Source organism: Bacillus multifaciens (assembly GCF_030756675.1).
Classification (GTDB): domain Bacteria; phylum Bacillota; class Bacilli; order Bacillales; family Bacillaceae_G; genus Bacillus_A; species Bacillus_A multifaciens.
Genome location: NZ_JAVBXD010000055.1, coordinates 1 through 22,526 on the forward strand (window position 1 = coordinate 1; position 22,526 = coordinate 22,526).

18 protein-coding genes and 1 pseudogene are annotated in these 22,526 nt (G+C 35.2%); 14 read left to right on the forward strand and 5 right to left on the reverse strand.

What is annotated here, in order from left to right; translation table 11 throughout:
• Positions 1–622: 622 nt before the first annotated feature.
• A complete protein-coding gene (locus tag Q9306_RS22570) occupies positions 623–1,807 on the reverse strand; it encodes a GTP-binding protein (protein ID WP_306202564.1) in 1,185 nt (394 codons plus the stop codon).
• Positions 1,808–2,143: 336 nt separating this feature from the next.
• Between Q9306_RS22570 and Q9306_RS22575 the strand changes: the two genes are divergently transcribed.
• Positions 2,144–2,674: a GNAT family N-acetyltransferase gene (locus tag Q9306_RS22575; RefSeq protein ID WP_306202566.1), complete on the forward strand. Its 531-nt coding sequence runs from the start codon at positions 2,144–2,146 to the stop codon at positions 2,672–2,674.
• A gap of 624 nt (positions 2,675–3,298) precedes the next feature.
• Here the strand turns inward: Q9306_RS22575 and Q9306_RS22580 are convergent.
• A complete protein-coding gene (locus Q9306_RS22580) occupies positions 3,299–5,278 on the reverse strand; it encodes an IucA/IucC family protein (protein WP_306202568.1) in 1,980 nt (659 codons plus the stop codon).
• 137 nt (positions 5,279–5,415) lie between these two features.
• Between Q9306_RS22580 and Q9306_RS22585 the strand changes: the two genes are divergently transcribed.
• The 7 genes from Q9306_RS22585 to Q9306_RS22615 all read left to right on the forward strand — a co-directional run bounded on the left by Q9306_RS22585 (position 5,416) and on the right by Q9306_RS22615 (position 13,683).
• Positions 5,416–6,600 (forward strand): MFS transporter, encoded by a 1,185-nt coding sequence (locus tag Q9306_RS22585; protein ID WP_306202570.1) that lies wholly within the window; start codon positions 5,416–5,418, stop codon positions 6,598–6,600.
• Positions 6,581–8,389, forward strand: coding sequence for an IucA/IucC family protein (locus Q9306_RS22590; protein WP_306202572.1), 1,809 nt, complete (start codon positions 6,581–6,583; stop codon positions 8,387–8,389). The genes Q9306_RS22585 and Q9306_RS22590 overlap by 20 nt, the downstream gene beginning before the upstream one ends.
• 214 nt (positions 8,390–8,603) lie before the next feature.
• On the forward strand, positions 8,604–9,698 hold the full coding sequence (locus tag Q9306_RS22595) for an alanine/ornithine racemase family PLP-dependent enzyme (protein WP_306202574.1): 1,095 nt from the start codon (positions 8,604–8,606) through the stop codon (positions 9,696–9,698).
• A 149-nt stretch (positions 9,699–9,847) separates the two neighbouring features.
• Positions 9,848–10,810 (forward strand): ABC transporter substrate-binding protein, encoded by a 963-nt coding sequence (locus Q9306_RS22600; RefSeq protein ID WP_306202576.1) that lies wholly within the window; start codon positions 9,848–9,850, stop codon positions 10,808–10,810.
• Between the two features lie 13 nt (positions 10,811–10,823).
• On the forward strand, positions 10,824–11,855 hold the full coding sequence (locus Q9306_RS22605) for a FecCD family ABC transporter permease (RefSeq protein ID WP_306202578.1): 1,032 nt from the start codon (positions 10,824–10,826) through the stop codon (positions 11,853–11,855).
• Positions 11,852–12,829 (forward strand): FecCD family ABC transporter permease, encoded by a 978-nt coding sequence (locus Q9306_RS22610; RefSeq protein ID WP_306202580.1) that lies wholly within the window; start codon positions 11,852–11,854, stop codon positions 12,827–12,829. Before Q9306_RS22605 ends, Q9306_RS22610 begins: the two co-directional genes overlap by 4 nt.
• A 32-nt stretch (positions 12,830–12,861) precedes the next feature.
• On the forward strand, positions 12,862–13,683 hold the full coding sequence (locus tag Q9306_RS22615) for an ABC transporter ATP-binding protein (RefSeq protein WP_306202582.1): 822 nt from the start codon (positions 12,862–12,864) through the stop codon (positions 13,681–13,683).
• A 315-nt stretch (positions 13,684–13,998) separates the two neighbouring features.
• Here Q9306_RS22615 and Q9306_RS22620 read toward each other — a convergent pair whose 3' ends face one another.
• The 3 genes from Q9306_RS22620 to Q9306_RS22630 all read right to left on the reverse strand — a co-directional run bounded on the left by Q9306_RS22620 (position 13,999) and on the right by Q9306_RS22630 (position 15,680).
• On the reverse strand, positions 13,999–14,511 hold the full coding sequence (locus Q9306_RS22620) for a DUF6141 family protein (RefSeq protein ID WP_306202584.1): 513 nt from the start codon (positions 14,509–14,511) through the stop codon (positions 13,999–14,001).
• A 447-nt stretch (positions 14,512–14,958) separates the two neighbouring features.
• Positions 14,959–15,267 (reverse strand): carboxymuconolactone decarboxylase family protein, encoded by a 309-nt coding sequence (locus Q9306_RS22625; RefSeq protein ID WP_306202586.1) that lies wholly within the window; start codon positions 15,265–15,267, stop codon positions 14,959–14,961.
• Entirely contained in the window at positions 15,267–15,680 is a 414-nt protein-coding gene (locus tag Q9306_RS22630; protein WP_306202588.1) for a tautomerase family protein, read from the reverse strand. Before Q9306_RS22630 ends, Q9306_RS22625 begins: the two co-directional genes overlap by 1 nt.
• A 110-nt stretch (positions 15,681–15,790) precedes the next feature.
• Between Q9306_RS22630 and Q9306_RS22635 the strand changes: the two genes are divergently transcribed.
• From Q9306_RS22635 to Q9306_RS22665, 6 genes and pseudogenes are all read left to right on the forward strand, one after another.
• Positions 15,791–16,666, forward strand: coding sequence for a LysR family transcriptional regulator (locus tag Q9306_RS22635; protein WP_306202599.1), 876 nt, complete (start codon positions 15,791–15,793; stop codon positions 16,664–16,666).
• Between the two features lie 321 nt (positions 16,667–16,987).
• Positions 16,988–18,391, forward strand: a complete 1,404-nt coding sequence (gene nhaC, locus Q9306_RS22640) for a Na+/H+ antiporter NhaC (RefSeq protein WP_306202590.1) — start codon at positions 16,988–16,990, stop codon at positions 18,389–18,391.
• A gap of 141 nt (positions 18,392–18,532) precedes the next feature.
• Complete coding sequence (fumC, locus tag Q9306_RS22645) at positions 18,533–19,921, forward strand: class II fumarate hydratase (RefSeq protein ID WP_306202592.1); 1,389 nt, start codon at positions 18,533–18,535, stop codon at positions 19,919–19,921.
• A 276-nt stretch (positions 19,922–20,197) separates the two neighbouring features.
• Positions 20,198–20,314: a helix-turn-helix domain-containing protein gene (locus Q9306_RS22650; RefSeq protein ID WP_306202593.1), complete on the forward strand. Its 117-nt coding sequence runs from the start codon at positions 20,198–20,200 to the stop codon at positions 20,312–20,314.
• Between the two features lie 330 nt (positions 20,315–20,644).
• Entirely contained in the window at positions 20,645–20,842 is a 198-nt protein-coding gene (locus Q9306_RS22655; protein ID WP_306202595.1) for a hypothetical protein, read from the forward strand.
• A 1,196-nt stretch (positions 20,843–22,038) separates the two neighbouring features.
• Positions 22,039–22,526: pseudogene (locus Q9306_RS22665) on the forward strand (HTH domain-containing protein); the annotation flags it as partial.

The window sequence follows — 22,526 nt, forward strand, 5'->3', positions numbered from 1 at the left end:
CATCATTACTATTCAGTATAGAAAGGTTTTAGGTGTGATAAACCCATTTTCATGTAAGGGATGTGAGTGCAAAATCATGGATGTTTTTAGGGAGGATGAGAGCATCTGGCCATGCATAGAAGCGGTTAGTGCCCTTTCCTGCCACATGCGGAGGTAAAACAAAGGGAGCAAGCAAGTAGCGGTCATTGTGTAATGCCGGAAAATTCGAATGGATATATAGTTTATGTAGTATTTTATTTTTTTGAAGAATTTTGATTGATGGAAGCGTTTAGCTGCCAGAAGGAGATAATGAAAACTTTATTTATCCCGCTATTCGCGGGCAGTAAAACTCCCACCTCAAAATTCGGCGAAAGCATTATCCAGCTCCAGCGGCTAGAATCTCCGGCCGTTTCGCCCCCTCGGACGAGGCAAAAAGCGCCTCTCTGTCAGGGGCGTGGGCGTCCTGCGATTCTGGCGAGCCGCTTCCGCTTTTTTAAAGAAGTTAGGTGGGAGATAAACTGCCCGTAAAAGCCCGATTGGTGAGGGCTAATAATCAGTGGGGGATGAAGAAAACCCCCACTGATTAAAGTTTCACTTTATGACTTCCCCTTTCACAGCGTTATGCAGAGAAAGGGGAAGTTGTTTATGAGACAGTCGTGAAGGGAGGGATAGGATCATGTAGTCGATCCCAAGGTTGGCACATTTCTAGTTCCATTAATAAGCATTGATCTAAAGATTGTTCTATTTCTTCTTTATTCATGTCAATACCGATAAAGACTAACTCTGTAATTCGATCCCCGTATATGTCATCCCATCGCTTTAAAATGTCAGGGTCTTCTGCGATGAGTTGCTGTTGTTCTTCTTTTGAAGTAGCTGCAACCCACTCACCAGCTCCTTGAATGATAATCGATGAACCAGCTTGAGAGAGAAGTCCGATGATATGATTGCGAGAAGCAAGCCAAAAGAAACCTTTTGCTCTGACAACTTCAAGTGGCCAGTTTTCAAGCCACTTCATCAACCTTTCCGGATGGAACGGGCGTTTTCGACGGTATACAAATGATGAAATATTATACTCGTCTGTCTCCGGTGTGTGCTCACTATTTAATTCTTTTATCCACCCAGCTGATTGACTTGCTTTATCGTAGTTAAATAGATTGGTATTTAAAATAGCTTGTAGTGGTACTTGTGAATAAGTTGCTTCAATAATATGAGCTTCTGGGTTTAACTTTTGTAATAGTTTGTGAAGTTCTGTGATATCATCCTGCTCTAACATATCGATTTTGTTTAAAATAATTACATTTGCAAATTCAATTTGATCGATGAGCAAATCAATCACTTCGCGTGTATCTGTCTCATCAATTGCTTCTTGGCGATCTAATAAACTTTCACCGGAAGCATAATCATCCCAAAAGCGATTCGCATCAACGACAGTGACCATTGTATCTAAACGACATGCATTTGATAAGTTGATTGCTAATTCTTCGTCTTCATATGTGAATGTTTGGGCAACTGGAATTGGCTCACTAATACCTGAAGATTCGATAACGATATAATCAATATCTCCAGATTCAACGAGACGGTTCACTTCTACAATTAAATCTTCACGTAATGTACAGCAAATACATCCATTTTGAATTTCAACAAGTTTTTCTGCTGTTCTAGAAAATCCACCTTGTTTGACAAGTGCAGCATCAATGTTAACTTCGCTCATGTCATTTACAATAACGGCGACTTTTAGTCCATCGTGATTTGTAAGTATATGATTTAATAATGTTGTTTTACCAGATCCTAAATACCCACTTAATACTGTAACCGGAATTTTTTTCATAGAATAATCCACCTTTTAAATCGTAATCATTACGTTTTATTTCTTGTTATATCGTAAACGATACAAAAGAGAATTTCAATAGTAAATCGTAATTATTCCGATTTATAAATGAGATGTAATGAATATAATACGAAGGGGATGAGTTATGGAGAGAGTTTACAGGATATTTCTGGAATGATAAACTTGAGTAACCTGTAATAATGGATTGCAAAGTATGATGATTCTTTTATTTTGGATTACATATAATGGGGGTAACTGCCAATAACATATACCTATTTTAAAATTTGTTTTTTTGCCTATTTAAAATGGCGTACAAATTATGATAGGAGTGTAATAATGATTGAATTAAATACTGAAAGATTAAGACTAATTCCTCTGAGTGCAGAAAATTTGAAATTACTAATTGATAATCCGAAGAAAATGGAACTAAGGTTATCTATAAGTGAATCAAATAGATTTCTTAGCCTAGAGCTTAAACAAGTTATGGAAACAAGGCTTTCAAAGCTGTTAATTGATAAGGAGAATTATATATGGTATACCAATTGGTTAATTGTGTCAAAAGATAAAAACTGTAATGTTGGGGGAATAATGTTAAAAGGTCTTCCAAATGAAAATGGTGAAGTAGTAATTGGTTACTATACTCTTCCTGAATATCAAGGAAATGGCTATATGACGGAAACTGTTAATAATATGAAAAACTGGTTGTTAAATCAGGCGGGTGTTATGTACGTTATTGCTGATACTGATAAAGATAATATTCCATCGCACAAGGTATTAGAAAAATTAGGAGCGGAAATGTATAAAGAAACAGATGAATTATACTTTTGGAGATTTGTCCGAAATCAGTTCCCTGAAAAAAATAACTAAGAGTCATCATTTTATAGTGATAGCTCTTAGTTAAGGCATCAGTACAATGTTGATTAATAGAATGACCAAATCTTGTTCAATTAACGAGTGTCTCAGTTGAACAAAAAATAATTGAATTTTTTTTATAAAAGAGTAATACATTAAAATATTTTAAGAGCGTGTTTTGATTAAATATTTTTCAAAATACGCTCTTTCTTTTTGTTCATTTATCAAGGTTATTAGTATTGATTTGTACAAACATTATTTAAAGGCAATAACAACATAATGGAGGAGCTTTGCATAGTATTTCCACTAGTAAAAGTAAATAAACTAGAAAAAATAGAGGATCTGAAGCAACCGTATGTATATGAGCAATTAACTCCATAGAGAAAAAGATAAGCTCGAAATTAAGCTCATCTTAATTTATGGATAAAATGAAAGGTTCTTCACAATTAACTTAACAGTATATCCGTATAAATCCCTACTACGCAGAGTAAAACATGTTCTGTTCTCGCATTTTCCCTTTATTTTAAACCTCGCCTGTGGCAGGAAAAGGCACTGACCGCTTCTATGCACGCCAGATGCTCTCGTCCTCCCCTAAAAAGAAAAGGTTTTTTATGTCGTTTTTTAACTTGTATATACATTTCAGTTACATAATGGATTTTTAACTTTTACATAAAAATAAGCATGAGCTTCTCCCATCATACGCATAAGAGTTAAAGCTTTATAATCTACTTTAGCTGCAAAAAAGACGGCATAGTCAGATATTGCATGCTCTTTGTAGTTAGCATCTTCTTGTAAATCTATAAAAATATTGTGTAAGACTCGTTTTACTATATTCCATAGCAGCTGTTCATCTAATTCATAGAACTGACTTATATGCAAAAATAATTCTCCAAAGTGATTTTGCATGACAGAGTAAAATACTTTATTACGCATACTTTTTTCATCATCTACTAGAATTCTTGATTTATGATGAAACATGTTTAGATCAAATCCTGCATTTTGTAAACGGTTACGATGAACACGAATACCTTCCCAATCACGCACGAGTAATCGATCCGGTGTACCATCTTTTTTAAAGACAGGGACTGTATTTTGCAGGTGACCTTCTAGACCAATGCCGTATTTCACCATGAGCGGAATAAAACCGGTAAGGGCATTTGTTACATATTTCTCAATAAACATAACAACTGCATCGTGTAATGGTAGGTTATGGTTATCTTTATATAGTTCAATTAGTTCTACTATAACTGGTATATTTGTACCGTGTACGGAAGCGACAAGGGCAGATCCGACAATAGCCCATTCATCATGATTTACATAAGCATGAATATTATCGCGAATGACGCAAGCAAGATTTTCACTACGTAATGTCTGGAATTCTTCGTCTACGTCATTTGGATGAAGAAAATGAGCGCCAGCTCGCTCCATAATAGGAACAAAACGAGTATCGTCAATCATTTTATCTTGCGTAACAATTTGTTTTAAAATAGTGCTCATAACGGGTCCGTTATGAATTGTTTGTTCTGATAATGTTCGTACTTCCCCAGTTAAATGAATATTTGTTGTTAGTTTATAATGTGGTCTAATCGTATCATGCTTTGCAGGGAAAATCGTGCGAAATGACATACCCGCTAAATATTTTGCTTTATAATCCAATAAAATAATCATTTGTTTCTCAAGCTCAGTATTATAAATTTCACGTAACGTATGAATAGCTTGCCATGGATGAATTGGTAATAGGATATAGTCGTCTAGTTTATCACCAAGTTTCAGTTCGGCTTCTACTTGAAGTGCAGGTTCAAAAGAAAATAATACCGCATTCCAATTTTGGTCTTCCATAAAAGCTGAGCTTATGTGATCTCGATGTACAGCTACAAAGCAGAGTGGAATCGTATTCTTAAATTCTGCCGAATAAGCCAATGTTTCTTCCGGACTTAAGCCCTTTCTCATTTTGGCACCAGGATGACAAGGATGACCTTCTATAACGAGCTGTTCGAAAAAAGCATAGGAATCGCGTGCCTGAGAAGCAGCTTGTAGCGCCTTCGTATTCTCAGTTTGTTTATGAAATGTATAAGCAAGAGCTAAATTAGCAGCACTATTTGTAACATCGTCTTTAAACATCTGAAAATAGGAAGGAGGTCCCTGCCAATCTTCTTGCATTAGCAATGCTAATGCCTCATTCGGATGCGTAATTTCTTTTTCAGTAGAAGGTGATACAAAAATATACGGTCCGCTGATAACTGGTCGTTCAAAAGCATATATGTGCCTAATAGGTATAAGCAGGTATGCTTTTTGTTTCTTAAAATATAGTCCTTGTATCATTGAAAACTCGTTAAATTTATGAATATGAGTATTTATATAATCTAGTAAATAGGCTGGGCAACACTCTTCTGAAATTGAAACAAACATCTCTTTTTGTTTGCGAAACAAAATCCCAGTCTCCGTCATGTTACATATATTTTCACGTATGAAGGAAGAGAGTAAGCGTTCAAGTATACCAGCTCGTCCTTTTTGAATCATTTGTTGATAGGTTTCATGTAGTGGTGCGTGATGTTGTTGTAAAAAAGAAAGCAAGTTTTGTTCCTCTAATTCTAATGTCTGAATTGTATTGAGTTGCATAGAAACCACCTTTCTCAAGTTTTTTATCTTTACAGATAAAAAAGAATATTTTATATTATTTTACAGAGATAATGATAATCAATATCAATTATAAAGAGCGTATGTAAAAATGCAACAAAAAAATTCGGGGTGGTTTTATGCGCAAACTATTTTTTAGTAGTTCATTTTTCTTATTTATGGGGAATTGGCTTGGGATGACTGCAATTAATTGGTATGTCTATGACTTGTATCATAGTGCCACGTATTTAGGATGGATCAACTTTGTACGGCTGATTCCTATTGCATTGTTTAGTGTATATGCAGGGAAGCTTTGTGATCTATATCCACGTATTAAGTTAATGAAGTCCTATTCATTCTGGGGGCTAGTAGTTACAACAGTGCTTGCCATTTATGTTGTGTTTATTACTCCTTCTTTTTTTATTTTTCTTCTTTTCTCATTTGTAAGAGGGGTAATTAGTGCATTGGAAACACCAAATCGAAATACGCTTCTCTCAGATATTGATACGAACCAGCAAATTAGTAAATTGATATCTATGAACTCATTTGTGATGAATGTTTGCCGCTCAACAGGGCCAGCTGTTGCTGGTTTTTTGATTGCAGGAGGACATATTGAGCTGACATTTATGATGCAGGCAATTTGTTCACTTATTGCATTCATTCTCGTATTACCAATGAAAGATCGAGAAATGAAAAAACGAAAGGAAAAGAAAAAAGCAAGTTGGGAACAGATTGTTCAATATTTTTCCCATGATCATATGGGGAGAAATATTTTTATGACATCAATGATCACAATGGCGTTTGGCTTTTCGTATACATCTGTATTGCCTGTACTTGTTTCGCATCAATTTACTGGAAAAGCGGAAATATTCGGCATTGCGATGTCTGCGGCAGCAATTGGGGCCATTATAGCAACGATTATTCTTCCTAGAATACTAGAGTATATTTCAGAAATTAAGATTTATTACATGAGTTTACTTTTGTTTTCTATTAGTATAACTCTCCTAGTTATTGGTAATACATTTATGTTTTTTATACTACTATTCTCTATCGGGCTTTTTGGACAGTTGTTACGCTCTAGTAACCGTGTCTATTTTCAAAATAATGTTCGTGAAGAAGAACGAGGTCTCATGCTTAGTGTTGTATTAATGGACCGAGGGATGATTCCGCTCGGTTCGATTGTAGTAAGTTATGCAATTGAATATGTAGGTATTTCCGAAACATTTGTAATGATGGGGATTTTATGTATGATTCCATTTGCATTTCAATATATAAAAGTGAAGAAAGAAAATAGGAAGGTGAAGAATGTTGTCCATTCAAAGTAAACAATTTAATCAAGTACAAGCAGAATATCGTATTTTAAATCGTTTTTGTAATGCGCTAATTCGGGAAAAAAATTTATTAGAAAATTGCGCTGTGCTAAAGCATGCGCATGGTATTGAAATTATAGATAGTATGAATGAAGCGGAATTATTACTAGAAGTGCAACAAGAAGGGGCATTTGAGCGATACGAATTTACTTTCCCACTTCGTTTTAAAGTAAGAGGGCATGTTAGATGGATTGATTCATTACAAATGTTTTTTGAGGAGGTAGCACCATTCTTCAAGCTTCATGTTTCAGATGCTTTGCAGAAAGAACTACTGAACAGCGTTGAGAACTTAGCGCTGGCTTATGAGGCATGGGAACAAAAACAAGAATGGGTAAAACAGCAGCTTGAAACAAACATGATGTTTTTTGCAAAATACAAACCAAATAATCTATACCAATTTTTCGAAGAATTAAAAAGATGTACGTCATTTGATGAATTATTATATACAGAGTCGTTAGTGATTGAAGGACATCCACTGCACCCTTCAACAAAAACGAAACTTGGTTTATCGGAAGAAGAAGTAAAGTGCTATGCACCTGAATTTGAACAAATTGTTCAGTTATATGTATTGCTTGTTCATAAAGATGTAATAGCAGTTACAGGAGAGCCTTTTGGAAAAACATTATTATATGAAAGTATGCCAGACTTATATGAAACAGCATATGAAACACTAATAAATCAACGAAAACAAATGGAGGATTATTATCCATTTCTTGTTCATCCATGGCAATATGAACATGTGCTAACGAAGGAGTATGAGGCGGATTTAGAGGAAGGACGTATTATTCCAATTCCGTACCAACTTTCATCCCGGGCGACGCTTTCATTTCGAACGATGAATTTACTAGAACTGCCGTATCATGTCAAGCTTCCGGTACGTGCGCAAGCTACGAGTGCGGTCAGAACAGTATCACCAGAAATAACTGTAAACGGACCGGTTCTTTCTTCGTTGTTTGATACGATTTACGCAAATGAGAAAGAGTTATCACAGTCAGTAGTAGTTGTTCGTGAACGAGTTGGCGCTACTTTTACGAAAAATGGTGATGTTGATTTAGGGCGTAATCTCGCATTTATTTTACGAGAAAGCCCACATGTATATAAGCAAGAAGGAGAATTACTATGGGTTGGAGCTAGTTTAACCGCAAGTAATCCGTTAAAAGAAGATGAACCAGTTATTGTAGATATAATGCGCACATATTTTGAAACTGAAATGATTGGTAAAAAAGAGGTATTTCATTATGTTGCTCATTATACTGAGAAAGTTATGATTCCTTTACTACAGCTTGTTTTACAATATGGAATTGCACTAGAAGGGCATATGCAAAACTCTATTATTGTTACAAAGGGCGGAGCGATTCAACGAATTTTTGTGCGTGATTTAGGAGGCGTACGAATTCATAAGAAGACATTAGCGAAGGTAGTAGATATTGCGAGCCTGAAAGAAGCAGTTGTATTTACAGATGATAGAAATGAAGTTTATAACAAGTTTATTCATTCCGTATTGCAAAACCACTTTGGAGATGTGTTATTTACGTTAGCTCGTGTGATAGACGACGTGCAGGAAAAAGAATTATGGAGAATTGTTGCTGCGATCGTGAAAGAGTATATGGTAGATGCAACAGAAGAGCAAAAGGCAGCCATATTCGCAGATCAAATTGAAACAAAAGCATTGTTCTCAATGAGAATAGAAGATCAAGCGAAATCTTATTTGTATACAAAGTTTCAAAATCCACTTTGTATATAAATCCAGTAACTACTCAGTCACTCTATGAAAAAAGGCAGAAAAGCATTATTTTAAATGGTCGAGAGGGACTGGCTATGTATAGTAGCGGTCAGTGCCTTTTCCTGCCACATGCAAGGATTAAAACAACTAGTACAGGTCTTGTTTTATTCTAAATAAAAGCGACATATATGTTGAAAAATGAAAATGTATTTATGTAGTAGGAGGAATGAACAGGATGCCTATTATGAAAGTCAACCTTTCAAAATTGAAGCATAATGCTATGATGATGAAGCAATTATGTGAGCGTTCAAATATGATATGTTTTCCGGTGACAAAAGGGGTCGGCGCTGCGAAAGAGGTCATTGAAACGCTTCAAGAGGCAAAGTATACAAGATTTGCTGATTCTAGATTACAGCATCTTAATCACATTCGTTCGATAGTTGGAAAAGAAGCTGAGCTTTTATTGATTCGTACGCCAGCTTTGTCGGAAGTAGAAGAAACGGTTCTTTGTGCGGATATTAGTTTGAATTCTGAACTAAGTATTATAGAAGCGTTAGGAAGAGCGGCGAGAACATATGGAAAAGTACATCGTGTCATTTTAATGGTTGATTTAGGTGATCTTCGCGAAGGAATGATGCCGCATCAAGTGGTAGAAGCAGCGCAAAGAGTATCGAATATACAGGGAATTCTACTAGATGGTATTGGCGCAAACTTTACTTGCTTTAGCGGTGTGATTCCAACTGAGAGCTCTTTGCAAGAATTAACGCAATTAGCAAAGTTAGTAGAAAAGGAAATAGGAACACAGCTTCGACTTATCTCAGGAGGGAATTCAAGTTCGTTACCACTTATTATGCAAAAAAAACATATTGGACGTGTCAATTCTTTACGAATTGGAGAAGCTATTTTTCTAGGAAAAGAGACGGCATATGGGAAACGTATTCCCTTTATGTATCAAGATGTATTTTCAATTGAAGCAGAAATCATTGAAATAAAAAGAAAACCGTCTATGCCAAGGGGAATCATTGGAAGAGATGCATTTGGTCAAGTTCCGTTTTTTGAAGATAAAGGAGAGCGACTACGAGCAATCGTTGCAATAGGAAGACAGGACCTTGATATTAGTGGTTTACGAGCTTCTGATAAAAATATTGAAATTCTTGGTGGAAGTAGTGACCATTTAATTATTGATATAACGGATAGTACACCGCATAGGATAGGGGACAAAATGACATTTGTTCCAGCGTATAGTGCATTGCAAAGCGGCATGGTTTCTTCACTTGTACGAAAACAATACGTGTATGATGAGGTGCTGCAAAAAGCGCTTATTTTATAAAGTTCAACTAACCATCAGTGCGGCTACTTACTGCCCATGAATCATTCCAAAAAATATTTTTTTTGGAAAAATGATAGACAATTTCTAAAATTATGCTATCATATTAAATGAAAATGATTATCAATATTGCTTGTATGGGGGACTACATAATGAACAAGAAAAAAATGAGTACTTTACTTGTAGCGATGTCATTAGCGGTGGGAGCGCTTGCTGGCTGCAGTGGAGGAGCAAAAGAAACAGCTAAAAAAGAAGATAAGGCAGAAGCGAAAAATCAAGCAGAATCAGTGAAAATTAAACATGAGTGGGGAGAAACAGAGTTAAAAGAAACACCAAAAAATATTGTAACTCTTGACTTTTCATTTATCGATACATTAGTAGATTTAGGTGTTACACCAGTTGCGAATGCTGGAGTAGGGAAAACGAAAATTCCAGAATATTTACAGGATAAAGCATCGAAAGTCAAAGATGTTGGGGAGCGAAAAGCACCAAACTTAGAAGTGATTTCATCTGTGAAACCAGATTTAATTATTGCAAGTAAAGATCGTCACAATATGATTCAAAAAGAATTAAAAGACATTGCTCCAACAATTGCATTCGATGATAACAGCTATGAAGAAGTAATGAAAAATATGGATACCATTGCTAAAGCAGTTGGAAAAGAAGAACAAGCGAAAAAGATTCGCACAAACTTACAAGATAAAATTTCAAAAGCAAAAGAGAAAGTAAAAGGAACTCCAACAGTACTCGTTATTGGTGCCTTTGATGATGAGTTTTCTGTATGGATTAAAGATTCTTTTATTGGTTCTTTATTGACAGATGTTGGCGTGAAGTACGCATATGAAGGGAAAAAAGAAAAAACAGAAGGTAAAGCAGAAATTGCAAAAATTACGATGGAACGTCTAAATGAAATCAATCCTGACTATATCTTCTTATATGGAGAAAATGTAGAGAAGTTTAAAAATAATCCACTATACAATAACTTAAAAGCAGTGAAAGAGAAACATGTAATTGATGTCGACCGTAATCTTTGGGCACGTGGGCGCGGACCAATTGCAGCAGATAAAATTTTAGATGAGGCACTTCCAGCATTAACAGGTCAGTCTTCTAAATAAGGAGTTGGAGACTTTGTGTCATACACAAACTAGAAGCAGACGGGCGTTACACCCGTATGCTTCTTCTACTTTGCAATTTATTTTCTTTTTTCTACTATTAGTAATGGTTGGAGCTCTCTCCGCATTATTTCGTGTAAAAGGATTATCATTTCATAACATATCGGAAGTATTTGTAACGGATACAAAAAATTTAATTTACTATACAGTTTGGCAAGTACGTGTACCGCGTGTCGTGCTAGGAGCTTTACTTGGCGGGGCATTAGCTGTTGCCGGGTGTCTATTACAAGGGATTACGCGAAATCCGTTATCTGATCCGGAAAATATGGGAATAAATCAAGGGGCTTCTTGTTTTGTTGTCATTGCCCTTTTGCTATTTGGAGAGAAGGATACGAGTTTCGTTATTTTACTAGCAGCATTTCTAGGGGCAGCTGCAGGCGGAAGTGTGATTTATTCATTAGCATTTCGCGGTGAATATACTCCTTCACGTCTTGTGCTTGCTGGCATTGCGATGAGTCTATTCCTTGGATCATTAACGACAGGAGCGATTTTGTTATACGAAACACAACTAACAGAGATTTTATATTGGATGGCCGGAAAGTTATCAGGGGCAAACTGGCAAGATATAAAAATGATGTTAGTTTCGGCAGTTCCGGTTATGATTCTTGTTTTTTTTCTAGCAAATCAATTAAATATTTTATCTCTTGGTGAAGAAACAGCACGTGGACTTGGTGTAAATGTACTTTGGATTCGGAGATTATTTGCGTTTTTAATTGTTATTCTTGTCGGTAGTGCAGTTGCGGTAGCTGGACCGATTGGTTTTATAGGACTCATAGTTCCGCATATTGCAAGAAAACTAGTTGGTCAAGATTATCGAATTATTTTACCATTTTCAGCATTGCTCGGTGCTAATCTTCTTGTCATAGCAGATTTTGCGGCGCAATGGGTATCATATCCAGCAGATACACCTGTTGGCGTTATTACAGCACTTTTAGGTACACCATTCTTCATTTATTTAATGAGAAGGAAGAGAGGTGCTGTGAAATGAAGAAGTTTGGCCGGTTTACAATGGTTATCATAGTAGGTCTTTTATTGTTAATTGCAGTTTCTCTACTAAGCTTGCGGCTTGGCGCTGTACCAACACCACTTGCTGACATTATAGAAGGGTTGATGACAGGAGAAGGTGTTGTATTAAAATATCGGTTACCTCGTCTAATCATCGCGATTTTAGTTGGAATTAACATGGCATTATCAGGGTCTATTTTACAAAGTGTTACGCGAAATCCACTTGCAGCACCTGATATTATTGGGGTTTCTGCTGGTGGAGGATTAGCGGCTGTTATTATGCTTCTTATGTTTCCGAGTGTACCGGCAATTATGCTCCCTGTTGCCGCATTTGTCGGGGCAATGATTGCGAGTTTACTTGTGTATGTATTATCGTATCAAAGAGGAGGAGTAAAGCCGGAACGTCTTGCACTATGCGGCGTTGCTATTTCGACGGGCTTACAGGCTCTTATTACATTTATTATTGTGAAATTTGCAGTTGATTCCTCACAAGCTCTTGTCTGGCTAAAGGGAAGTTTATATGCAAGATCTTGGGAACATGTTGATATGTTATGGCCATGGACGATAATGGGAGCGCTTATTACATTTGCAAGTTATAAGCAAATGAATCTGTTATTATTAAATGAAGAAACAGTAAAAGGGTTAGGTATGCGTATTAATGCTGTTCGTCTTGTTCTAATCGGCGTAGCCGTTGCCTTAGCTGCAAGTTCAGTAGCGGTAGCAGGGACAATTAGTTTCGTAGGGCTTGTTATTCCACATGCGGCACGTCTGCTTGTTGGTTCAGACAGTAGATTGTTCTTACCAGTTTCAGCATTACTTGGTGCATTACTCGTTACGGGTGCAGATATGGTGGGAAGAATTATTATTCCACCAATTGAAATACCGGCTGGTATTATTACAGCACTTATTGGTGCACCATATTTTATATATTTACTTGTAATTAGAAAAGGAACATAGTCTTCTAAAATAACAAATAAGGAGTGAACAAGATGACTAGTTTACATACAGAACAGTTGGAGCTTACGTACGGAAATCAAACGATTATTAATCATCTTGATTTATATATTCCAGAAGGGAAAATTACGGCACTAGTTGGCCGAAATGGATGCGGGAAGTCAACGATTTTAAAATCGTTAGCACGGCTACTGCAACCAACTAAGGGTCACGTATATTTAGATGGTAAAGAAATTCATACGATGCCAACAAAAGAAGTATCAAAAAAATTGGCAATTTTACCACAATCACCGACAGCACCTGAAGGATTAACGGTGGAAGGTCTCGTTTGGCATGGTCGTTATCCGCATCAACGTTTGCTTGGAAAACGAACAGAGAAAGACCATGAAATGGTAAACTGGGCGCTTGAAGTAACTGGAATGAATCAATTTACAGATCGTACATTAGAAGAACTGTCAGGTGGACAGCGTCAGCGCGTTTGGATTGCGATGGCACTTGCGCAAGATACGGAGTTATTATTATTAGATGAACCGACAACGTATTTAGATATGGCCCACCAATTAGAAGTATTAGAGTTATTGAAAAAATTAAATGAAGAAGAAAATCGAACGGTTGTTATGGTTGTACATGATTTAAATCATGCAGCTAAATATGCGCATCACATTGTTGCGATTAAAGATGGAGATAAAGTGATGGAAGGGGCACCGAATGAGATTTTAAATGATGAATTGTTTGAAACAGTGTTTGGTGTGAAAGCGCGTGTTGTATATGATCCAGTTGCGATGACGTATATGTGTACACCATATGCGTTACTTTCAGAGAAAAAAGAAAAGCGAGAAGAAAGAATTGTTGGGTAAAAAAACTGTTGGGAAAAGATTCTCAGCAGTTTTTTTATGGGAATTTTGCCTACTATTTGTGGTAGTAAGATTGCATTTCAAAAATAAGAGAGAAGTGAAGAAGAGGTGCAAATAATAAAGTTATTTCATTTAAAAATGTTCCTCAAAACTGGGGTGTACGACAAAATAAAAAGAAGCCATTTTGAAAAAAGTATTTATCAAGGCCTAAATTAAAAAAAATAAATAAATTTAAGGACATTACATATTTTATATGACTAATATGTAATGTCCTTTCTTATTCCACAATCGCGCCCGTTTGTTGAAGATTAATTTTCATTATGCTTTTTGTGCCGAGTCCAATGCTTTTTTTAATTCGTCCGGTTTTTGAGTGCCGATTACCACTGTGTTATATTTCAACTTTAACTCTATACCTTTCTTTCCATTCATGTTATAGGCTTTTTCACCCTTAAGGTTAAAACGAATTCCCCATCCTCCAAATCGTTTTAGTGGACTGTAAGTAATGCTTTCATAGTGACGTATATTTTTGAAAAGGTACTGCTTATATTGAAAATGAAAAGGAACAAAACGAACATAAAGACCTTTTTCACGGACCTCAATGATCAGTTTCAATACCCCAAGTATTAATACAGGAAAGGCAATCCCAAAAAACAACCACAAAACAATTAATACACCATTGGGAGCTGGTTTATCTCCAAACGGGGTATCAAGGATAATTTGTTGAATGAATTCATACCACATCAGTGTTGCGATCCCCAATATGAGTATCCATACCCAAATTTGTTGCGGTCGCTCAACCTCACGAAAGATAACGTGTTCTTTTTGTTCCATTAATGATTGTCACCTCCTATTAACCGTCTCTTCACTTTTTTGCAATCTTTCTGCAACCTCTCTAACTGTGAGTAAATCTCTCATCAATGAGTTCCACCTTCTTTATCATTTTTTTACAACAACAATGTAGTGGTATCGGAAAATGTTGTTGTTGTATTAGAGGTCTATAAGAGTCTTACAAAGAAGTCTGTTTAACGAATATACGTTCCTGTATATATTATACATAATATAACGAAAATTAAAAATATATTTAAAATTTATAGTATGTAAAAAATAAGAGGATATATGCTCTTATTTTTTACATACTATCCTCTTATTAGTTTAGTCTATTTAAAAGCTTAGTCAAAATGGCTTTTATGTTTGAATGTAGATTTTTTGTTTCATGGAAAAATTGATTATTTCTTTTGTTGTTAACTAGATGCTTTAAGAAATACTATACTGTTATTTTTAACTTAGTATTTTATTTAGCGCTGTAGTTGCTTTGGGCCATCCAACATAAAAAGCCATATGTGTTATCAAAGCAATAATTTCTTTTTCGTTAATTCCATTCTTTTTAGCTAACTGTAGATGAAATGGTAGCTGCTCCGTACTGCCAATACTAATTAGAGCGGAAAGGGTAATTAAACTTCTTTCTTTTGATGTTAATGTCGGATCTCTCCATACTTTTTCAAATAATATGTTTTCACCGTAATCAACAAAATCGGGAGCAATCTCTCTCATTTCCTTTGGTATATTGGAGTCGATACGATCATTCATTATTCTTTTTCCTCCTTCATAGTAACCATTTGTACTTTTCCTTGACCAAATGACCAGTTTTCAGCAGATGTCTCATTTAATGTAATAAAAATATTAGTTGTAGGGATGTTTAAATGATTATAAAAAGCTTCCGCGATTGATTGATATAAATCTTTTTTTTGATTTATTGTTCTTCCTAATCCACATGTAATAGAAACATGTATCATTTTATCTGTTCTTTTTTTTTCGCCCTCTAAGAGATAATATGGATCATAAAAAAATTGATTAGATGGATAGGGTAAAAACATTTGAAAGTAATCATTCTCGGGAATATTAAAATGTTTAATTAGTGAATGATGAATACTATTGCTAATCTTTTTTAATTCCTCTTTATTCAATTGCCCATCTGGATAATAAACATTAATAAACGGCATATATTGCACTTCCTTTCTTATAATTTTATTTTACATATGTGTTCTTGATTTATATAATTGAAAATAAACGATGATATTATCAATAAAATCGATGGAGATTAGGTGTGAGAATGGAAATAAAAGAGTTAAATACATTTAAAAAAATTATAGAAGAAGGAACTTTTTCACTCGCAGCTAAAAAATTAAACTATGCACAGTCAACTGTAACAACACATATAAAAAAACTAGAAAATGAACTCGGTTTTCTTCTATTTGAACGAGGGTGGGATGCTCGATTAACAGATGAAGGTATATTATTTGCTGAGGAAGTAGATAACTTGTTAATGCATTGGGAGTACTCAATATCTCAAGCGCAGCGTATAAGTAATGAGGAGAAGGGGAATTTAAGAATTGGATTATTGGAGTCAATTGCAGAAAAAGTAATTCCCTTTATATTAAAATATTTAGACGATGAGAAGCCATACATACATTGTGATTTTGTCGTGGGAAATACAGCACTTTTATCAGAAATGATTGATCAAAATAAGATTGATTTTGCTGTTTGCGGAAACAACAAAAATATTTCTAATGTGAATTTCACTCCACTATGCAAAGAACAAATCGAATTTATAGTAAGTAATCCAGATCATCCAGTATTATCAAAAGAATCAGTTAAAATATCTGATATTATTAATTACCCCATTTTGATTGGAGAAAATAGTTGTTATTATTATCAATCTGTGAATGCTTATTTATCAGAGAATAATTTATCTTTTAAAAGGGTCTATAATTGTAGTGCTCTACACCTTATTCCACAAATGGTTTTTGGAGATGCAATAGGCATCATCCCTAAAGGAACTATTTTAAAACAAAATTCAATAACTTTTAAAGTTAAGGGGTTTGATCCTAAAATGCCTATAGGATTATTAATTTCTTCTAAAAAAAGAAACTATTTAAATCAAACAAAGCAGCAACTTATGAATTTGATTGAATCGTTGTTGTTATAAATGATTAATTATTTGGTTAAATGCATCATACAAACTTTTGAAAGTTGAGAATATAAAAAGAAACTATTTTTATCAATTTTAAAATAGTTTCTTTTTGATAAATTAGATTGAATATTAATGAAATAAGGAAAATTGATGTATTTTTTCAAATTAGCATTGCGAAATACAAGCGGTACTTTTACAATAAAAAAGGTCGTGTATTTATTATACTAAAAAAACAAATCGGAATAATGTGAATATTTATGTTTTATCTAGTTATATTTATGTAAAAGTAACTAAACGACATGCCTCATGTTATTGCTTCATAAGGAGAGAAGAAATTTGAAAAGTGTAAGGTTACCATCGATGATTGAAATCATCATTCTTTTACTGTTATTTTTAGGCGTTGTCTTTTCATTTCAGACAACTTTTGATTTACCGATTCAACTTGCGTTATTTATTTCATGGTTTCTTGTCATCGCGCTTGGATTAAGACTTGGGTTTCGTTATCAAGAATTACAAGATGCGATTACAAAAGGAATTTCGAATGGACTTGAAGCAATTTTAATATTAGTAGCGGTTGGTTCTCTTATTGGAACTTGGATTGCTGGTGGTGTTGTGCCAACACTTATTTATTATGGTTTAGAATTTATTCACCCAAGCATCTTTCTATTAGCGACATTAATTATTTGTTCTATTACATCGATTGCAACAGGCACTTCTTGGGGAACAGTAGGTACAGCTGGTATTGCAATGATGGCAATTGGGGAAGGACTTGGATTACCACTTCCTCTTGTAGCTGGTGCAGTTCTGTCTGGTGCGTATTTCGGAGACAAATTGTCACCATTATCTGATAGCACTGTACTTGCAGCTTCTATGGCGAAAGTAGATGTTATTGCGCACGTACGTGCGATGTTATATTTAGATGTTCCAGCTTATATTATTACGGGTATTATGTTTACAGTTGCAGGCTGGATATATGGCGGGAAGAATGTAGATTTAGAAAAAGTAGATTTTCTAAAGGCATCGTTACTAAAGCAGTTTGATATTCACATTTGGATGCTCGTTCCAGCGGTCGTTGTCATTATACTATTAGCGATGAAACGTCCATCTATGCCGACAATTGCAATGGGAGCTCTTCTTGGTGCTATCTGGGCAGCTGTATTTCAAGGCATGCCTTTTGGAGAAGCAATCGGCACAGCTTACAAAGGGTTTTCTATTGATTCTGGCATCGATTTCATTGATAAGTTATTAAATCGCGGCGGAATTGAAGGAATGCTCGGTTCAGTTGCGGTTATTATTTTCGGACTTGGTTTTGGTGGTTTACTAGAAAAACTTGGCGTTTTGAAAGTTATTGTTTCAAAGTTTGAGAAAAAATTAACATCTGCAGGTAATGTAACACTTTCAACTTTAATTGTTGCATTTTTAGCAAACGTATTTGGCTGTGCTATGTATGTATCGTTAATTTTAACGCCAAAAATTATGGAAGAAAGCTATGATAAATTAAAATTAGATCGCCGTATTTTAGCTCGTAACTCAGAAGTCGGTGGAACGCTCACGTCAGGGATGGTTCCATGGTCTGATAACGGTATTTTTATGGCAGGTATTCTAGGCGTTTCGACGCTATCTTACGTTCCGTTTATGTGGCTGAGTTTTGTATCACTAGCGCTCGCTGTTATTTACGGATATACAGGTAAATTTATTTGGTATGTAGATGATGTAGAAAAAGAAAAGCAAGTATCTTAGTATGAAAAAATCATCCTTTCGCTTATAGCGGGGATGATTTTTTGTTTTTTATTATATTTATATTGAGTGGGAATATTTGTTATTATTTGTGTTTTCGGTAAAATAAAAATAGAAGACATTTAATTCTAAGGGGATGAAAACATGAACTACAGAATTGAAAAAGATACATTAGGAGAAATGAAAGTTCCAGCTGATAAATTATGGGCAGCACAAACACAACGTAGTAAGGAGAACTTTCCGATTGGAACAGAGCGCATGCCGCTTGAAATTGTTCGGGCATTTGCAATTTTAAAGAAAAGTGCAGCGATTAGTAATCAAAAGTTAGGGAAGCTAGCAGATGAAAAGGCAAATGCAATTGTAGAGGCGGTTGATGAAATTTTATTGGGAAAATGGGATGATCATTTTCCGCTTGTTGTTTGGCAAACCGGAAGTGGGACACAATCTAATATGAATGTGAATGAAGTGATTGCAAATCGTGGAAATCAAATTTTAAGAGAAAAAGGACTAGATCTACATATTCATCCGAACGATGATGTGAATATGTCTCAAAGCTCAAATGATACATTTCCAACAGCACTTCATATTGCGTGTGTGATAGCTGTAGAAGAACAAGTCTTACCAGCGGTAGCTAAATTAAAAGAAACGTTACAAGAAAAAGTAAACGAGTTCTCTCATATTATTAAAATTGGTCGTACTCATTTGCAAGATGCAACGCCGTTAACGTTAGGACAAGAAGTGAGCGGCTGGCATCGTATGCTTGAAAAGACAGAGCGAATGATTAGAGAAAGCAGTACATATATGAAAGAGCTCGCAATTGGTGGTACTGCGGTTGGAACAGGGATTAATGCCCATCCAAAATTTGGTGATATGGTTGCAGAAGAAATTAGTAATTTTACAGGAAAACAATTTGTATCGGCGCCAAATAAATTTCATGCGTTAACAAGCCATGATGAAGCTGTTTATACGCACGGGGCGTTAAAAGCGTTAGCAGCGGATGTAATGAAAATTGCAAACGATGTCCGCTGGCTTGCAAGTGGACCGCGCAGTGGCCTTGGAGAAATTACGATTCCAGCAAATGAGCCAGGTAGCTCTATTATGCCAGGAAAAGTAAATCCAACGCAAAGTGAAGCTTTAACGATGGTCGCAGCGCAAGTTATGGGAAATGATGCAACGATTGGCTTTGCGGCAAGTCAAGGAAACTTTGAGCTAAACGTCTTTAAACCGGTCATTGCTTATAATTTCTTACAGTCTGCTAGATTATTAGCGGATGCGATTGTTTCATTTAACGATAACTGTATAGTAGGTATCGAAGCAAATGAAGAAATCATCGGACAACATTTAAATAACTCGTTAATGCTTGTAACAGCATTAAATCCGCATATTGGTTATGAAAATGCAGCAAAGATTGCCAAGCATGCACATAAAGAGGGATTAACATTAAAAGAAGCAGCACTGCAATCAGGTTTATTAACAGAGGAACAATTTGATGAAATTGTAGATCCGAAGAAAATGATTGAACCGAAGGAATGAAAGATTATATTAAAGATAGGATTCTTATACTGTAAACCTAAGTATTGAGAATATCTAATCTTACAGTATTAATGAAAAATGTATAATATTATAGTTTATATAAGTATTGGTACATCACAGGCATAAAGTGGTGTACCATTTTTTTATGAATTAGACCTCTTCATGACCTCATATGTAACAACAACGATTCCATAAAACACCACTTTTCAATCACATATGCTTTTGTTACACTCCGGAACATAGGTTCTGTAATGGATTTTATATATAGATGTCTTTATGAAGGAATACACGGTGAAAGAAGTTGCCTCACTTTTAAAAAAGCATGAAGAAACGATAAAACGATGGCTACGTGCCTATAAGTTTCCGAATGCGTTTTGTAAAACGGACAAATAAAAGCGATAAAACTGTTAAATTGTTTCTTGCGGCTTTTTACGTAGGAATCTACACAGCAAACCGCGAATTATATATGCAAGATTTTATGCAGATTACAGAAACAGCTACTGCCATCAAACACAGTCGCGGCGCGGTAGTATGAAATCTTGCATACAGTGAAGCCATTGAGAGAACGGCAGATCCTTGCCCCACAAGGGCTGCGACGCAAACGTCACTGTCGATAATGAGACGTTATGTTAACCGAACATGTATAGGATATACAATCCAAAAAACACCGCACATCACTTTTCGGAAATGGTATAATAAGGAAAAGGGCGGAGTGAAAAGCTAATGGAAGACTCTATGTTTGCGTTTCGAGTTATTTTTAATGCACTAACATCATTCTTTTCCAACGGGGTCTGGGTTGTTTTGTTCTTCTTCTTGTTAAATAAAACATATGAAAACAAAACGTTCAGAACAACATCGAATATTATTACTGTTGTTGTCTTGATATTTTATTTGTTTTATTGCATTCGGAATAGCATGTAATACCTTTCTTTGAATAAAAGAGGTTTACTTTACTTCCAATCACGATAATTATGTGAACACTAAAGTCCTCCAGGTTGTTTAACCGGAGGACTTTTAATAGTCTTCTAAATACATTGAATCCCGATAATGTGGCGTTATGTTAACTGAATGTGAATACGATATTCAGTTAACATTCTATATATCATATACTAAAGGTAAAATGAAAAAGCCTTGGAGATGACGACATTGAAAAAATTTATTGTTAGCTATTTAGCCTGTTTGATGTTTTTCTCACTTTTTATCAATATTTCAGTATATATAAAAGAACCTAGTACGACGGAGACATGGGGTCCGATTTGGTTATCAATCATTATAATTATCATATTTGGAAGTATTCCTGCTCTTATAGGTTGTGTAGTAGGAGAATTTTTTTATAGGAAAATAAAAAGAAGTGATGAATTAAGAGTTGGAACCCCTTTATTTCTGTTGGTAGGAGTTCTCTATTCCTATTTCACCCATATAGGAAGCTCTAGAGGATATATGATACTAGACTTCGCGTTAATCGGTATTCCTATTACTTTATCATCTTTAGTATTTTATTTTATAAGACGGATCTAATTAACTTCCAATAACAAGAATTATGTAAATGAGCTGTCTATATGGGCGACTTATTGTATTTTTTCTTAGCATGTTTTTTTCAAAAATGCTAACGGTACCCCTTTATGGTATAATAACTATAAATTCAGTGGAGTTCTTCTCTGATTCACCTCCGCAATGACATAAATAAAAAGAACAGGCACATATTTAGCGGAGTTCTTACTCGTTCACCTACGCAATCATACAAACGAAAAGAACGAAAAGAACGATGATAAATTGCAACAAAGACAGGAGCTGTTTTTCGGAGTACGCTCGGCTAAAATAAAAAACCGATACTGGATAGGAGTAGTTTTTCGGAGTACACTCGGCTAAATAAAAAACCGATAATGAATTATAAAATTAGAGTAGCCTTACTTAGTAGGCACGAAAAAATTGGTGTAGCTCTACCGTAGTGAGCACGAAAAAATTGGTGTAGCCTTACCGTAGTAGGCACGAAAAAATAAAAAAAGAACCTGGACTAATTAAAATGTACCCTATAGAATAGACACTTTAAAAAAAGTCTGTTCTATAGGGTATTTCTTGTATAATAAGAGAAAAATTCGAATCGGAGAAATTTCAAAATGACGAAAAAATTATTTACAGAAAAAGAAGTTCAAGCTTTATCGAGGAATCCATACGTAAAATCAGTGAGTGAGAAAGGAATTACTTATACGGACGGATTTAAACGTATTTTTATTGAAGAAAATGAAAAAGGAAAGTTACCTCAAGACATTTTTGAAGAATGTGGTTTTGATATAGATGTAATTGGAATAAAGCGTGTTATGTCAGCAGGAAGCAGATGGCGTGCCGCCTATAGAGAAAATGGTGTATTTGGTTTACGGGATACACGTAAAGAAAACTCTGGGAGATCTCTTGAGAGAGAGCTTACAATAGAAGAAAAATATGCACGTTTAGAAGCTGAAAGAAACTTACTAAAAGCTGAAAACGAACTGTTAAAAAAGATCAAACTTATGGAAGGGAGGATGAAAAAGGAATAACGTTACCACCTAGTCAAAAATACCTATTGATTCGTTCTGTCATCGTAAAGTATAACCTAAGAAACATGGTG